Below are 15,014 nucleotides of genomic sequence, written 5' to 3'. Positions count from 1 at the left end.
GTGAAGATCCACACCCTCGTCACCGACATCCGCAACCCCGCCGAGCGCGGTCGCCAGATCGGCGAACGTTTCGCCGAGCAGATCCGCCAGACCACCCAGCTGTACCTGGACTTCTTCCCTCGGGTCGGCGTGTCGCTGCGCGAGGCCCAGCGCATCGGCGAGAACAGCCTGGCAGCCCTGGAAGCCTGGAGCCCGAACCTGGCGGCGGAAGTGGTCGGCATGGCCAGGGGAGCGGACCTTGCGCTGTGGCAACTGGCGAGCTTGAACGCACGCACCGAGGTGCTGGCCGCTCGCACCCGCCACAGCGAATGTTCCACCACCGTGCACGCACCTCGCGGTCCGCGGGCACCGCAGACCCTGCAGACCTGGGACTGGCACGACAGCCTCTGCCCTCATGGCCTGATGCTGGGCCTGCACACCGAACGTGGCATGCAGGTCAAGCTGTTCTGCGAATTCGGCATGCTGGCCAAGCTGGGCGTGAACAGCGCAGGTCTGGGCCTGCACTTCAACATCCTGCACCACACCAGCGACAACGACAGCGGCGGGGTGCCGGTGCATGCCATTGCCCGGCGCCTGCTGGAGGACGCGAGCAGCGTCGAGGAAGCCGTGGAGCTGGCGCGTTCGGCGCGGGTCAGCGCCTCGACCGTGCTGACCGTGTTCTCCCGCGAGGACTGCAGCCCACGCGCGGTGAGCATCGAGCTGAGCCCCGAGCGTACCGCGCTGGTGCTGCCACGCGAGGACGGCTGGCTGCTGCACACCAACCACTTCCTCGACCCGCAATTGAGCCTGGGCGAGCACGTGGCCGACCGCGCTGACACCCAATGCCGCCTGGGCCACCTGGAACAGGTGATAGGCCAGATGGGCAGCAACGACCTGCGCGCCCGCGCCGAGGCCATGTGTGGCGCCGAAGGCGACAGCGCACCGATCTGCTTCCACCCGGACATGGCCATGCCGGATACCGAACGCTGGGAAACGCTGCTCAGCGTCGGTATCGATACCGAGCACTGCTTCCTGGACTACGTGGCGGGCACGCCGCTGCAATTGGCCAAGGCCGGCTTCGAACGTTTCTGAGCCAACCCGGTGCCGCTGCCTGTCGTGGGGCGGCACCCGCAAAACGAGAACAACAACAATGCATGCGGAACATTCCCTCCCTGCGTCATCCCGGTCTGCGTTGCGGACCTTCTGCGTCTCCGGCCTGGGCACTGCGCTGGAGTTCTATGACTTCATCATCTATGGCACGGCGGCGGCGCTGGTGTTTCCCCAGGTGTTCTTCCCGCAGATGGACCACCTGACCGCGACCCTGGTGGCCTTCAGCGCCTTCGGTGCCGGCTTTTTCGCACGCCCCTTGGGTGGGCTGGTCTTCGGCCACTTCGGTGACCGTATCGGCCGCCAGAAGGTGCTGGTGGCGACCTTGCTGCTCATGGGCCTGAGCACCTTCCTCATCGGCTGCCTGCCCAGCCACGCCAGCATCGGCGTGATGGCGCCGGTCCTGCTGGTGCTGCTGCGCCTGGTCCAGGGTTTTGCCGCAGGCGGCGAGTGGGGTGGTGCCGCGCTTTTCGGCATCGAGTCGGCACCACCAGGCAGGCGAGGGCTGTGGGGCAGCTTCACGAGCATGGGCATCGGCGTCGGCGGCATCCTTGGCGCTGCGGTGTTCGCCATCGTCAGCGCGGCCTTCGACGACAACCTGGTGGACTTCGCCTGGCGCATCCCGTTCTGGCTCGGTGGCACCCTGGTGCTGATCGGCCTGTATGCCCGCCTCAGGGCCCCGGCGCCGCTGGCGGCACCTGCCGCCAAGCCGGTACGTGCCCCTCTGGCCGAGGCGCTGCGCCAGCGGCCACGGCAATTGCTGCTGTGCACCGGCATCGCCTTCGGTTACTGCACCATCGCCTATATCGGCAGCACATTCTTCCTGACCTACGCCACCCAGGTGGGCTACGGCAGCACCCAGGCGTTGATGTTCGACCTGACCCTGTCGATCGCCATCGTGCTGTCGGCACCTTTGTTCGGCTACCTGTCCGATCGCTTGGGCCGGCGCACGGTGATGGTGTTCGGTGCATTGGTCATGGCGCTGGGGCTGTTCGCCTTCTTCGCCCTGGTGGGCATGCAGAGCTTTGCCATCGCCCTGTTCGCCTACAGCCTGACCGGCCTGCTGATGGGGGCGACCCAGGGGCCGATCCCGGCGTTCCTCGGCGAGCAGTTCCCGCGCAGCATGCGTTACTCAGGGATCTCTGCCAGCTACCAGATCGGTGCGGCGCTGGGCGGCGGCACGGCCTCGAGTATCGCTACGGCCATTCTGATCCTCACCGACCACGACCCGTTGGGCGTGGCGTTGTATGGAGCCGGGGCGCTGGGGTTGGTGGCGGTGTGTTCGTTGATGTTGCGCGAGACGTCGCGGCTGAGCATGGCGCAGATCGACGAGGAACCTTCGGGGTGTGCTGTAGAGGCGGTGTTGGCCCGGCATTGATGGACAGGGGCTGCTGCGCAGCCCTTTCGCGGCACAAGGCCGCTCCTACAGGTCTCGCGCTGGCTCTGTGAGCGGCCTTGTGCCGCGAAAGGAGCGCGAAGCGCTCCCCGGACACAGGCCTCAGGGCGTGGCAGTGAACAACGCCTTGGCTTCGGCGAAACATTGCTCGGCAATCGCCGAGCGTGGCTCGCTGCGGCGCAACAGCAGCCCCACCGGGCTGTGGATGCTGGCATCGGCGATCGGCAGGATGCGCATGTGCTCGGACAGCTCCTCCAGCCCACAATCCAATGGCATGACGGCGCAGCACATGCCGGTATTGATGGCCTGGATCAGCTGGAAGGTGGAGTCGCTCTCCAGCACCGCGGCCGGTTCCAGGCCGCGGCTACGCAGGCTCAGGTCCAACGACTGGCGGTAGTGCATGCCTTTGCTCAGAAGGCCCAGCGGCAGGTTGGCCAAGGCTTCCCAGCGCAGCGCGGGCGTGTCGAAGTTAAAGTAGCGGGTGTCGTGCAGCAGGCCCATGGTAGTGGTGCCCAGCTCGATCACTTCGAAGAAGCTGGCGTTGACCTGGTCCAGGTAGCAGATGCCAAGGTCCAGCTGGTTGCGGCTCAGCCCATCGATGATCTGCTCGGAGCTCAGCGAACTGAGTTGAAAGTGCAGCTCCGGAAACTTTTCGCGCAGCGGCAGCAACAGCTGCATAGGGTTGAAGCTGGCCAGCGGCACGGTGCCCAGGCGCAGGCTGCCGACCACTTGGCCGCGGCAACTGGCGGCCTCGGCCTGCAACCCATCGTGGGCGGCGAGCAAGGTGCGGGCCCAGGCCAGGATGCGCTCGCCGGCCTCGGTGAAGCCTTCGAAGCGCTGGCCACGCTTGACCAGCACCAGGTCCAGTTCGTCCTCCAGGTTGCGCAGGCGCATGGACAGGGTCGGCTGGGTGATATGGCACAGCGCCGCGGCCTGGCCGAAGTGGCGGGTCTGGTCGAGGGCGATGAGGAACTTGAGCTGCTTGATGTCCATGGTACGGCCTGATGGAAGCGGGATGGGCAGACCTTAACCAAGTCTTCCGGCGCTGGCCAATGCTTAATGCGGTCGGCTCAGCATTGTCTGGTGGAATAGGTCAACTGTTCAATTGTTTGTTTTTTGCTGCTTTGTTGTCAAAAGTTTTCTTGGTGTTTAGCTTTTGGCTATTTCTTGTGTATGGAGTTTTTTATTTGTAGGAACTTTCCTGGTTTTCTTAACGATTTGAAATGAAATATAAGTTGGTTGCGCTTGGATATTCGCGTGTAAAAATAGAGGGCGTTTTCATTGCCTCTTTCACGGTCGAGTAGAGTAAAGTGCAAATGGACTTAGAACGGGTGTTTTCGCCTCAACACCGCCGCCTGATCAAACTGACCACGCCCCTCGATGGCGAGCAGGCCTTGCTGCTCGAGCGCTTCAGCGGCAACGAAGGGCTGTGCACGCTGTCCGGTTTCGAGTTGTGGTTGCTCAGCCAGGACGCCTGCATCGAACTCAAGTCGCTGATCGGCCAGCCGGCGAAGTTGGAAATAGCACTGGCGGGCGGCGGCACCCGTTATATCCATGGCCATATCACGATGTTCAGCCTGCAACGGAGCGATGGTGGGCTGGCCTATTACCAGGCGAAGTTGCAGCCCTGGTTGTGGATGCTGACGCGGCGCATCGACTCGCGCATCTTCCAGGGCCAAACCGTGGAAACGGTGATCGGCACGGTCCTGGCCCACTACGGGGTTTTGGCACGCTTCGAGTTCCGCCTGTATCACGCCCTCAAGCCCCACAGCTACCTCACCCAATACCGTGAAACGGACCTTGCCTTCGTGATGCGCCTGATGGAGCAGGAGGGGCTGGTCTTCTACTTCGAGCATACCGCCGACGGCTATACCCTGATCATCACCGACTGCTCCCAGATGCTGGGGCCGCTGGCCGAGCAACCGCAGGTCCGTTACCACAGTGCCTGCGTCACCGAGCCCACCGATTCGATCACTCAATGGCGCAGCCAACGTGAACTGCAGCCGGGCAGGATGGCCCTGCAGACCTTCGACTACAAGCAACCTCGCAATCGGCTGCCTATCCAGATGGACACCTTGAACGAGCAGGGTGACTGCGGGAGTTACGAGGTCTATGAGTTCCTGGGCGCCCGCAGCCACCGCACCGTGGACGAAGGCAACCTGCTGGTGCGCAACCGCCTGGAGGCCATCGAAGCCCAGGCCAAGACCTTTCGCGGCAGCAGCACCTGCCGGGCCATGCGCCCGGGCTACACCTTCGAGCTGACCGGGCATTTCGACCACGACCGCGAGGCGCAGGCCAAGCGCGAGTTCCTGCTGCTGTCGGTGACACATCGCGGCTGTAATAACTACCTGTCGGACCAGCCTGCCGACTACGACAACGATTTCGTCTGTATCCGCAAGAAGATCCCTTACCGCCCCCCGCTCAGCGTGCCGCGCCCCACCATCAACGGGCCGCTCAGCGCCATCGTGGTGGGCCCGGAGGGCGAAGAGGTGTTCACCGATGAACTGGCGCGGGTCCAGGTTCGCTTTCCCTGGCAGCGAGGTGACAGCCTGCCGGAGGGTACCACCTGGCTGAGGGTGGCGATGCCCAGCGCCGGCAGTGGCTTCGGTCACCAGTTCGTGCCACGCATCGGCCAGGAGGTGCTGGTTTCGTTCATGGCCGGTGACATCGATCGGCCAGTGGTCACGGCGGCGCTGTACAACGCCGAGCAGGTTCCGCCGCGCTTCAGCAAGGCCGTTGGCCTGCCGGGCAACCGGGCGTTGTCGGGTATCCGGACTCAGGAGCACAAGGGGCGCGGCTTCAACGAGTTGCTCTTCGATGACACGTCGGGCGCAGTGCGCACCCGCCTGGCCAGTACCCACCAGTCCACCGCGCTGAACCTGGGCAAGCTCACCACGCCGCGCACCGACGGGCGTGCCCAGCCCCGTGGCAGCGGCGCCGAGTTGCGCACCGATGCCGCCATCGCCCTGCGTGCCGCCCAAGGCATGCTGCTGACTACCTATGCGCGCCGCGACGCCACGGGGGCGCAACTGGACCGCCAGGAGCTGCTGCAGCTGCTGGCCGACTGTGGCGAGCTGTTCAGGGCCTTGGGCCAGACTGCTGCGGCGCGCGGTGGCGAGGCGGTGGACAGCCAAGGGAGCGATGCCGTGCGCCAGGCCCTGGCGCAATGGCCGGCTGCGGACAGCGACGCGACGGGCGAGCCGTTGTTGGCGTTGGCTGGCGAGGCCGGGATCGCCAGCGCGACCCCGCGTTCGCAGCTGCACTACGCCGGCGGGAACCATGACACCACTGCCCAGGACAACCTGCAGCTCACCAGTGGTAGTGCCATGCGCCTGCAGGCCGGCCAGGGGATCAGCGCCTTCGCTCAGGACGGCGGCATCAGCGCCATTGCCAACCGCGGCAAGGTGCAGGTCCAGGCCCAGGACGACGACATCGCCCTCAATGCACAAAAGAACCTCCGCTTCTCGGCCGTTGAAGGCGAGGCCGTGGTCACCGCGCCCACCATCCGCCTGGTGGCCGACGACGGCAGCTACATCAAGATCGGGGGCGGCATCGAGATCGGTACCCAGGGCAAGGTCACGGTGAAGGCCAGCGAGCATGACTGGACCGGCCCCGGCACCGATGCTGCCCAAGCCCCGGTCTTCAGCCGCGACCCGGCGGCCCAGCGCTTGCTGTTCCACTACGCGGGGCATGCCGAGGACAGTGTCCGCCTGGCAGCCAGCCATGCCTACCGGATCACGCTGGAGGACGGCAGCACCGTGCAGGGTCGTACCGACGCCAGCGGCCGGACCGAGCGCGTCGAGCGCGACCAGATGCACCAGGCCCAGGTGGCTGCCCTGCGTGACAACGGCTCGAAAGGAGGCGCGCAATGAAGGGGGTCGAGCACTGTGTCGTAGCGGGGTGCAAGACACGCTTGATCCCCAACTCGAATACCGATCGCAGCTTGGAGGTGCCCGCCGACCTGCCGGGGGTGGTGATCTTCCTGCATGGGGTGAATGACCCGGGCGCGTCGTACGCGTCGGTGGAAGAAGGGTTGTGTCAGGGCGTCAACGAGCGCCTGGATCGGCCGGATCTGAAGGCGGGGCAGTATGGGACCGTTTACCAAAAGGCCATGAAGCGCGCTCCCGAGGAGCGCGATACCGATGACAAGACCGCGCTCGACGATCCCGATACGCATCTCTACAAGCGCGACACGGACGACCCCAAGACCCGTAGCCTGATGATCCCGTTCTACTGGGGATATCGCGCTGCACCGGAGGAGATAAAACGGGACGAGGAGGACAATCCCGTCAAGCTGCGTGATCAGTACCAGGACGTGTTCGAAAACCGGCTGGACAGGCATTTCGCCAAGGGCGGCGGCTTCTTCGCAAACGCCACCAACAATCTGCTGGAGATGTATGGCGAGGGGTTCGGTGCCTTCAAGCGTCAAGGGGCGCAACTTGCCTTGCCCAATACCTTGTTCATGGGCAGGGGCCCTCATCGTCGTTATTTCGTGCTGGCCGCTACCCGTCTGGCCATGCTCGTCAGCGAGATCCGGCGTGTATCGCCCGACGAGACCATCACCATCATCGGGCATAGCCAGGGGACCCTGATCACCCTGCTGGCCCAGGCCATGCTGGTGGACAAAGGCCAGCGCTGCGCGGACACGTTGATCATGGTGGATACGCCGTACAGCGTGCTGCCGAACGTGACGCCCAAGCACCACGACACGCTGTCCACCTTGCTGCGTATCGTCAAGGCGGTCACCGCCACGCCTCACCCCGAACCGCCCTTGTCTGCATTGCGCGATCCCCAGACCTACGGCGGCCGCACCGGCCCCCGTTGGTCGCCGACCCAAGGTTCACGCAAGGACAAGGTCGGCAACCTCACCGTTTTCCCCGAGCGGGACAACCGCGGCAAGGTGTACCTGTATTTCTGCCCGGAAGACACCACCGTGGCGCTGGATGACGTAAAGGGCATCGGCACCTACGGCGTGCCGGACACCCTGCCGGATGGAACGCCCGCGATGCAGGCGTTGCACCCGTTGCGCTTCTACCAGCGGCTGTGGACCAAGCGCCATCGCAATGGCAAGCCGGTACGGGTGGGGGAAGCGGCCGGGCCGGACAAGCTGCGCGCCAAGGGTGAGCACCGCTATCCAGGAAACAACCTGTTCGTGGGCTTTGCCTCCCAGGGGGGCATGGCCGTGGGCGAAGAGCGCTTGATCAATGGCGAGCCGCTGAATCCACCCCATGCACCGCACATGTTCGGAGGTGAGGCGCAACCCGGCTCACCTGAACAGTCCGGGCTCGACAGGCCGGACGACGTGAGCATCAGCAATGCCCTGGGTAATCCGGTGGCTCGTTTCCAGTGGCGGAAGATCGCTTCGGTGCCCGCACGGATCGACCTGGAAAAAGCCCGCGCTGCCTGGAACAAAGGCAAGGAACCCGGCGACCAGACCGGCGCCCTCAAGCAAGAGCGCAAATACGGTAACTGGGTGCTGGGCACGCCGGATTATTTCGACATTCTGCGAGAGGAAACACCCAACGAAATCCGAGCACGGATGAGGGTCGATCTCGATGTGCTGGAAAAAAATAGTTACCACTCGGCCGTGTTGCGTAGCCCGGAAAATCATCGGTGGGTGACGGCGATGGATATTGCGATTGGACAGGCGCATTGCCTGGATGATCCGGAGTTGCGGGAGGTGTTAGTGGCGATTGCGGATTGGAAGATAGATAAGAGAAGGTTTTTGAAACTCGAAAATTTACCAGGCTGGTCGCGACTGAGTGATGAAATCCAAGGAATGGTAAAAGCGAGCAGTGAGTACTACCAAAAAGGTATTTTCCCATCTTCCGATTTGGTATCTCTGGTGCCTCCTTCTCTAATCGTAAGTCCTGAAGGTGAGGCTGTTCTATGATGGATGACCTTTTGCCGGTTAGAACGCGACCTAAGCTTAAAGTTTATTTATTGCTGTCCGGGCTGATGGTTGTACTTTGGCTTGGGCTTCTGATGGTGGTTTATGTGAAAGGGCAGGCGCTTGGTGTGGCTTATCGTAACGTTACGTCCCTGTTGGCTCTGGGTATCTCATCCATTGTCGGTATTGTTGCTCTGGTTTTCAGTATCCATTGGTGGTGGAATGCGGTAGCGAACGAGAAGGCAAAGCTAGCTAAGCATAGAGCTGAGATTTTAGCCGCATTATCGGAGCAAGAGTCTACTTCCGCAAAAACTTATGCTCTCGAAATGCGCGGCGTAGGGCTTGCTATTCATCAGGATGCGCAGTCTAGAATATGGAAATTTATCCAGGATAAAAATTCAAATTTCACATCGGTCTATTCAGATGATCCAATGGATTATCCAGACTCTTTAAGTTCTAGGGAAATCTCTAGTGAAATAAAAGTTCGATTAGCATTCAAGCACTCGGCTAGTGAATCAGTCGCTTATTGGCCAATTCCCGTTTTTGCCCTAGGACCGCCTGTTCCTTATGCCAAGGGGGACGAGGCCGCCGGACTGATCAACTCTGGTCGTAATGCCGCAACGCTGGGCGTCACGCTATTTCTCTGGCAAAACGACGAGAACACCAGCCATGGTCAAATTATGATCGAACGACTGTTCAAATTTTTTGAGGATAATCCGGCTGTTCCGCAGGCGTTGATCGTGAGTGAAGATGGTGATGTGGTACGTGATCTTTATCGCAAGCCCGGTACACCTGGTCTCCAAGATGTTCAGGTCGTGCCGACAATATATGAGAGCATGACGGGGTTGTTGGTTGCTCGGTCGGACCGAGTCAATCGCTATGTCCGCCCCTATTCAATAAATCAAGCCGAGAACAATCAAAGCAAGAAAACGGATTTAGGCAAGCTGTGGGATTTCTATTGGGAGCAAAGCAGAGCATTCGACAAGTGGTATGAAGAAATAGAGCTCTCCAAGGGGAATAAGCTTTCAATTGCACCGACAATGTCCGCCACCTACTGGCAATCTAAGCTTCCCGAACTCTGGAAAACCATCAGCAACCGAGGCCCCGGCCATTTCGAGCCTTCTCCCTGGCTACCGGTCCGCTGGGCCCAGCATCAGGTCGATGAGTTCGACGCCTCACCGGTACTGGGCTATCTGCACCGCCCGATCAAAGTCCCGATGCAGGATGAAAACGGCAAGCGCCTGAAACCCGCGCTTCAGGCCAAGGCCCTGCAAGCCGGCTGGCTGGAGGCATTGGACACTTTGCCCAAGGGACACAAGCCGGTGCGGGTGTTCTACGACACCACGGACAACCTCGAAGCTGAAATCGCCCTGACCAACGCCCTGCATGAGCTCAATACCGACGGCCACGGCCTGGACATTGGCAATGTGGAAGAGGGCTACGACATCGGCCGCCGCCTGGGCAATACCGGTGTCAGCAGCGCCCTGGTGCAGATCAACCTGGCATGCATCGCCAGCTACCTGGACGGCGGCACGAGTGCAGTGGTGTACGCCGGTGCGGACGGCAGCCTGACGGTGCAGATGATCCGCCCGCCAGATGAGGCGCGCAAAGAGAAGAACCGCAAGAATCGCGGTGTTGATCCTTTTAGCTACGGTTTGCCCTAATGAGCCATTTTATTTGCAGGGTGATTGACAAAGGTTGCTAAATTCGAATGAAAGGGTAGGGAGTTGGACGTGACTTATCGGAGTTCCGCGCCCTTATTGGCTTTGGGTATTTCATCCTTCTTCGGAGTTGTCGCTCTAATTTTCAGCATTCATTTGTGGCTCAATGCGTCGGCGAGCGAAAAAGCCAAGCTTGTAGCCAGTAGGGCTGAGCTTGAAGCCAAAATCATGAAGCAGAATGCCATGCATACGCAGAATTTTGCATTGGAAATGCGTGGGGTTGGGCTTGCGATCCACAAAGACGCTCAAGCCAGGATATGGGAATTTATAAAAAATAAAAATGACAACTTTCTGTCGGTTTACTCGCGCGATCCTAAGGATTACAGTGATTCCATTACGACCAGAATATCTTCCAGTAAGATAAAAATGATCTTGGCTTTTAAAGGCTCAGCCGGCGAATCAGTAGCCTACTGGCCCATTCCGGTGTTTGCCTTGGCTCCGCCTAATCCATATGGCAGTGCATACCGAGCTGCTAACTTGATTGGCTCTGGTCGTAATGCGGCTACGTTGGGTGTCACTCTGTTTCTATGGGAGGGAGACGAAAATACTACGCATGCCCAAGCGATGATTGAGAGGTTATTTAAGTTTTTTGATGATAATCCTAGGGTGCCTGAGGCTCTGATAGTTAGTAAGGATGGTGATGTGGTGCGCAATATGTATCGCAAGCCAGGTGCGCCGGATTTGCGTAGCGCTCCAGGAGTGCCTGTTATATATGAAAATATGATGGGTTTGTTGGTTGCGCGATCTGATCGAGTAGATCGCTATATCCGCCCTTATGCCATCAGTCAAGCGGAAAATAATCAAAACAAGAAGACGGATTTGGGAAAGCTGTGGGCTTTCTATTGGGAGCAGAATAGAGCGCACCTATATTGGTATCGGGACAAAGAGCGAGCCAAGGGCGTTGAATATCCTATACCACCACTTATGTCCACCGCCTACTGGCACTCCAAACTCCCCGAACTTTGGAAAACCATCAGCAACCGAGGCCCCGGTCATTTCGAGCCTTCTCCCTGGCTACCGGTCCGCTGGGCCCAGCATCAGGTCGATGAGTTCGACGCTTCACCAGTACTGGGCTATCTGCACCGTCCGATCAAAGTCCCGATGCACGATGAAAACGGCAAGCGCCTGAAACCCGCGCTTCAGGCCAAGGCTTTGCAAGCCGGCTGGCTGGAGGCATTGGACACTTTGCCCAAGGGGCACAAGCCGGTGCGGGTGTTCTACGACACCACGGACAACCTCGAAGCTGAAATCGCCCTGACCAACGCCCTGCATGAGCTCAATACCGACGGCCACGGCCTGGACATCGGCAATGTGGAAGAGGGCTACGACATCGGCCGCCGCCTGGGCAATACCGGTGTCAGCAGCGCCCTGGTGCAGATCAACCTGGCATGCATCGCCAGCTACCTGGACGGCGGCACGAGTGCAGTGGTGTACGCCGGTGCGGACGGCAGCCTGACGGTGCAGATGGTCCGCCCGCCGGATGAGGCGCGCAAAGAGAAGAACCGCCAGAATCGCGGTGTTGACCCTTTCAACTACGGTTTGCCCTAATGAGCCATCCTATTTGCCTGGGTGACCCTACCAGCAGCGGCGGCCGCGTGGTGGTCTGCCAGCTGGCGGGGTCCCATACGATCAAGGGCAAGACGCCGGCTGTGCTGGGCGACAAGGCCACCTGCCCGAGGCACAAGGGGGAGTTCGCGTTCATCGAAGGCCACCCGACGCGGCGGATGAACGGGATTCCCGTGGTGCTGCAAGGGCATCGTCTAGCGTGTGGCTGCCAGGGTGTTGCGTGCCATGCTATGGATGTACGGGTGTCTTGACCCTGTGATGCTCGAAGTGGAGCAGACGCTGCCTTGGCACTGCGATGGCAGGGGCGGCCCAATCGCAGGCTCCGCCAGCTCTCATAGAACAACGCATGACCATTTGATTTGCGGCACCCTGTGGGAGCGGGCTTGTCCCGCGATCAAGGGCGAAGCCCTTGCCTGGCGACAGTGATATCGGGCCCGGCCTAATCGCGGGACAAGTCGGACCGCCGCACCGCCGCTCCCACAGGGGCTACATTGGCCGCTTGTTCTCTGCGTGACAGCGCAGCCCGAAGGGCTGGGTAATCGCCCATGAAGCAAGCGGAGCCTGGGCCGTATTGGCACGGCTGAGAAGTGTTAAACCAAAAGGTAATTTGAGCCTGTCCAGCACCATGGAAACTCCCACAGGACCCGCTAATTCCCTCAGGGCATCTGCATCGCAGCAGACAGGGCGCTGGGATTGATAGAGGGCCTCGATAACCCGGTTCGCCATATCGATTGGACGTCACCCGGCCTAGGCCCTAGCGTGGCATGACAATGCCCTTTCGTGAGGAACCCCAGGTGAGTGTGAAACCGGACGCGGTGTTCGTACCGCTCAACATCGCCGTGCTGACCGTCAGCGATACCCGTACCTTCGACAACGACACCTCGGGCGAGCTGCTGGCTACGCGCTCGGTGGAGGTCGGCCACCGTCTGGTGGCACGGGCGCTGCTCAAGGATGACCTCTACAAGATCCGCGCCCAGGTCGCCCAGTGGATCGCCGATGAACAGGTGCAGGTGGTGCTGATCACCGGTGGCACCGGGTTCACCGGGCGCGACAGCACGCCCGAGGCGGTGGGCTGCCTGCTGGACAAGCGCATCGATGGCTTTGGCGAGCTGTTCCGCGCGCTGTCGATCCTCGATATCGGTACCTCGACGGTGCAGAGCCGGGCCTTGGCCGGGTTGGCCAACGGCACGTTGGTCTGCTGCCTGCCGGGCTCGACCGGGGCTTGTCGTACGGCCTGGGAAGGGATTCTGGTGGAACAGCTCGATGCGCGGCATCGGCCATGCAATTTCGTGCCGCACCTGAAGGCGGTGGGGATGTGTGAGAGTCGGGGGTAGGTGGGGGGCTGCCTGGCAGCCCCGTCGTTCTCAGCTCAACACATGATCCACCGGCACCAGCGCCGGCGGCAGCGGTTCATGCCCCAGCGCCGACAGTACGTCGCGCTCCAGGATACGCACCATGGCATCGGTGGGCAGGTCGTTTTCGTCACGGCCGAACGGGTCTTCCAGCTCGTTGCCGATGGCATCCAGGCCGAAGAAGGTGTAGCTGATGATGGTGGTGAAGATCGGTGCCAGCCAGCCCAGCGGCTCGGCCAGGGCGAACGGCAGCAGTACGCAGAAGATGTAGCTGGTGCGGTGCAGCAGCAACGTATAGGGGAAGGGCAATGGTGTGCCCTTGATCCGTTCGCAGGTGGCCTGGACTTCCGACAGGCCCACCAGGCGTTGTTCGAGCAGGGTGTAGCGCCATTCGCTGATCGACTGGTGCTCGGCCAAGCGTGAGCAATGCTCGCCGACCTGGCGCAGGATGCCGTCGCAGGTATTGTGCGGGCTGATCCTGGCGCCCTGGTCCAGCCACGGCCGAGCGGCGGCCAGCTCATCCTCGTTGCGCAAGCGGGCGTTGAGCGCATGGGCGAAGCCGCACAGGCCGCGCAGCAGTTCGGCACGCAGGCGCTCGTCGGCGATCGCCTGGCTTTCGCGGATGAACGAACGTATCTCGATGATCATCCGCCCCCAGGCCTTGCGGCCCTCCCACCAGCGGTCGTAGCAGACGTTGTTGCGAAAGCTCATGAAGATCGACAGCGACAGGCCCAGCAGGGTGAAGGGCGTGGCGCTGACCGGGTAGAAGAAGGCCGGGTAGTGATGCTCGATCAGCACGATCAGGGCGGCCAGCAAGGTGACCATCAGGCAGCGCAGGGCGATGCGCTTGACGATCGAGCCCTTGAGGGTGAAGAGCACACGCAGTACATCGGGACGGGGATGGACGATCATGGTGTTCCAGAGGCGGGCGATCAGCCGCCGGTCATGTTCATGAAGCGCAGGATCTGTACCTCGCCGCCCACCTCGAAGTGGTGGCGGTAGGGCTTGAGGTGCATGGCGTCGCGGATGGCTTTTTCCAGGCGTTCGGCGTCGCCGGGGTGGGCGCGCAGGATCTGTTTGAGGTCCATCGAGTGCTCGTTGCCCAGGCACAGCAGCAGGCGGCCTTCGACGGTCAGGCGCACGCGGTTGCAGGTAGCGCAGAAGTTGTGGCTGTGCGGCGAGATGAAGCCGACCCGGGTCTGTGGTGCCTCGGCGACCCGCCAGTAGCGCGCCGGCCCCTGGGACGATTCGGCCGACTCCACCAAGGTGAAGTGTTCGGCGATGCGCGCGCGCACTTCGTCGCTGGAGCAGTACGACTCGCCGCGCTCGTGCTCGTCGATCACGCCCAGGGGCATTTCCTCGATGAACGAGATATCCAGTTCGCGCTCGACGGCGAAACGCACCAGGTCGACGATCTCGTGGTCGTTGCGGCCCTTGAGCACCACGCAATTGAGCTTGGTGCGCCGGAAGCCCGCGCGGCGCGCGGCGTCGATGCCGGCGATGACCTGGTGCAGGTCGCCGGTGCGGGTCAGGCTGCGGAAACGTTCGGCATCGAGGCTGTCGAGGCTGATGTTCAGGCGCGACACGCCGGCATCGAACAGCGGCTGGGCGAGGCGACCCAGTTGCGAGCCGTTGCTGGTCAGGCACAGCTCGCGCAGGCCGGGCAGGGCGGCGATACGCCCGCACAGCTCGACGATGCCCTGGCGTACCAGCGGCTCGCCGCCGGTCAGGCGGATCTTGCGGGTACCCAGGGCGACGAAGCGCTCGGCCACCTGGTACAGCTCCTCGAGGCTGAGGATCTGTTGGCGCGGCAGGAACTGCATGTCCTCGGCCATGCAGTACACACAACGGAAGTCGCAGCGGTCGGTGACCGACATCCGCAGGTAGTCGATGCGCCGATTGAAGCCGTCGATCAGTGCCTGGGTGTTCTCTTCCACGTTCATGCTCTGGGTATTGGGTGAGGCGGCGTGTCGCCGCAGGCAACCTCCAAGCTATAACCTGCG

The 15,014-nt window shown here is 61.7% G+C and carries 11 protein-coding genes; 8 read left to right on the top strand and 3 right to left on the bottom strand.

All coding sequences use genetic code 11. The annotated features are described in order from the left end of the window. Both ACXHGZ_RS15225 and ACXHGZ_RS15220 read left to right on the top strand, forming a co-directional pair. On the top strand, positions 1-1,071 hold the full coding sequence (locus ACXHGZ_RS15225) for a C45 family autoproteolytic acyltransferase/hydrolase (RefSeq protein WP_480460448.1): 1,071 nt from the start codon (positions 1-3) through the stop codon (positions 1,069-1,071). 58 nt (positions 1,072-1,129) lie between these two features. Beyond that, positions 1,130-2,464, top strand: a complete 1,335-nt coding sequence (locus ACXHGZ_RS15220) for an MFS transporter (protein WP_480460447.1) — start codon at positions 1,130-1,132, stop codon at positions 2,462-2,464. Positions 2,465-2,584: 120 nt separating this feature from the next. On the opposite strand, the gene ACXHGZ_RS15215 is transcribed toward ACXHGZ_RS15220, so the two are convergent. Further along, positions 2,585-3,475 carry a LysR family transcriptional regulator gene (locus tag ACXHGZ_RS15215; protein ID WP_480460446.1) on the bottom strand — a complete coding sequence of 297 codons (891 nt, stop codon included), beginning with the start codon at positions 3,473-3,475 and terminating at the stop codon, positions 2,585-2,587. Between the two features lie 317 nt (positions 3,476-3,792). Here ACXHGZ_RS15215 and ACXHGZ_RS15210 point away from each other — a divergent pair, with 317 nt between their 5' ends. From ACXHGZ_RS15210 to moaB, 6 genes are all read left to right on the top strand, one after another. Further along, on the top strand, positions 3,793-6,354 hold the full coding sequence (locus ACXHGZ_RS15210) for a type VI secretion system Vgr family protein (RefSeq protein WP_480460444.1): 2,562 nt from the start codon (positions 3,793-3,795) through the stop codon (positions 6,352-6,354). Next, a complete protein-coding gene (locus ACXHGZ_RS15205) occupies positions 6,351-8,375 on the top strand; it encodes a T6SS effector phospholipase Tle3 domain-containing protein (RefSeq protein ID WP_480460443.1) in 2,025 nt (674 codons plus the stop codon). The genes ACXHGZ_RS15210 and ACXHGZ_RS15205 overlap by 4 nt, the downstream gene beginning before the upstream one ends. Then, positions 8,372-10,036, top strand: a complete 1,665-nt coding sequence (locus tag ACXHGZ_RS15200) for a type VI lipase adapter Tla3 domain-containing protein (RefSeq protein ID WP_480460442.1) — start codon at positions 8,372-8,374, stop codon at positions 10,034-10,036. Before ACXHGZ_RS15205 ends, ACXHGZ_RS15200 begins: the two co-directional genes overlap by 4 nt. A gap of 69 nt (positions 10,037-10,105) precedes the next feature. Continuing rightward, positions 10,106-11,641, top strand: coding sequence for a type VI lipase adapter Tla3 domain-containing protein (locus ACXHGZ_RS15195; RefSeq protein ID WP_480460441.1), 1,536 nt, complete (start codon positions 10,106-10,108; stop codon positions 11,639-11,641). After that, entirely contained in the window at positions 11,641-11,910 is a 270-nt protein-coding gene (locus ACXHGZ_RS15190) for a PAAR domain-containing protein (RefSeq protein WP_480460440.1), read from the top strand. Before ACXHGZ_RS15195 ends, ACXHGZ_RS15190 begins: the two co-directional genes overlap by 1 nt. Before the next feature lie 543 nt (positions 11,911-12,453). After that, complete coding sequence (moaB, locus tag ACXHGZ_RS15185; protein WP_084858368.1) at positions 12,454-12,993, top strand: molybdenum cofactor biosynthesis protein B; 540 nt, start codon at positions 12,454-12,456, stop codon at positions 12,991-12,993. Positions 12,994-13,023: 30 nt separating this feature from the next. On the opposite strand, the gene ACXHGZ_RS15180 is transcribed toward moaB, so the two are convergent. Next, positions 13,024-13,923: a bestrophin family protein gene (locus tag ACXHGZ_RS15180; RefSeq protein WP_480460439.1), complete on the bottom strand. Its 900-nt coding sequence runs from the start codon at positions 13,921-13,923 to the stop codon at positions 13,024-13,026. A 20-nt stretch (positions 13,924-13,943) separates the two neighbouring features. Continuing rightward, positions 13,944-14,948: a GTP 3',8-cyclase MoaA gene (gene moaA / locus ACXHGZ_RS15175; RefSeq protein WP_324817413.1), complete on the bottom strand. Its 1,005-nt coding sequence runs from the start codon at positions 14,946-14,948 to the stop codon at positions 13,944-13,946. Positions 14,949-15,014: the final 66 nt, after the last annotated feature.

This window comes from Pseudomonas shiyinii (assembly GCF_056725765.1).
The sequence above is the reverse complement of the archived record's forward strand: the minus strand, read 5'-3'. Positions and strand labels throughout refer to the sequence as shown.

What these genes read in the sequence shown, in the direction of transcription:
- ACXHGZ_RS15220 (WP_480460447.1), top strand. Translation starts at nt 1,130, where the DNA reads ATGCATGCGGAACATTCCCTCCCTGCGTCATCCCGGTCTGCGTTGCGG.
- ACXHGZ_RS15215 (WP_480460446.1), bottom strand. Translation starts at nt 3,475, where the DNA reads ATGGACATCAAGCAGCTCAAGTTCCTCATCGCCCTCGACCAGACCCGC.
- ACXHGZ_RS15205 (WP_480460443.1), top strand. Translation starts at nt 6,351, where the DNA reads ATGAAGGGGGTCGAGCACTGTGTCGTAGCGGGGTGCAAGACACGCTTG.
- ACXHGZ_RS15200 (WP_480460442.1), top strand. Translation starts at nt 8,372, where the DNA reads ATGATGGATGACCTTTTGCCGGTTAGAACGCGACCTAAGCTTAAAGTT.
- ACXHGZ_RS15190 (WP_480460440.1), top strand. Translation starts at nt 11,641, where the DNA reads ATGAGCCATCCTATTTGCCTGGGTGACCCTACCAGCAGCGGCGGCCGC.
- ACXHGZ_RS15180 (WP_480460439.1), bottom strand. Translation starts at nt 13,923, where the DNA reads ATGATCGTCCATCCCCGTCCCGATGTACTGCGTGTGCTCTTCACCCTC.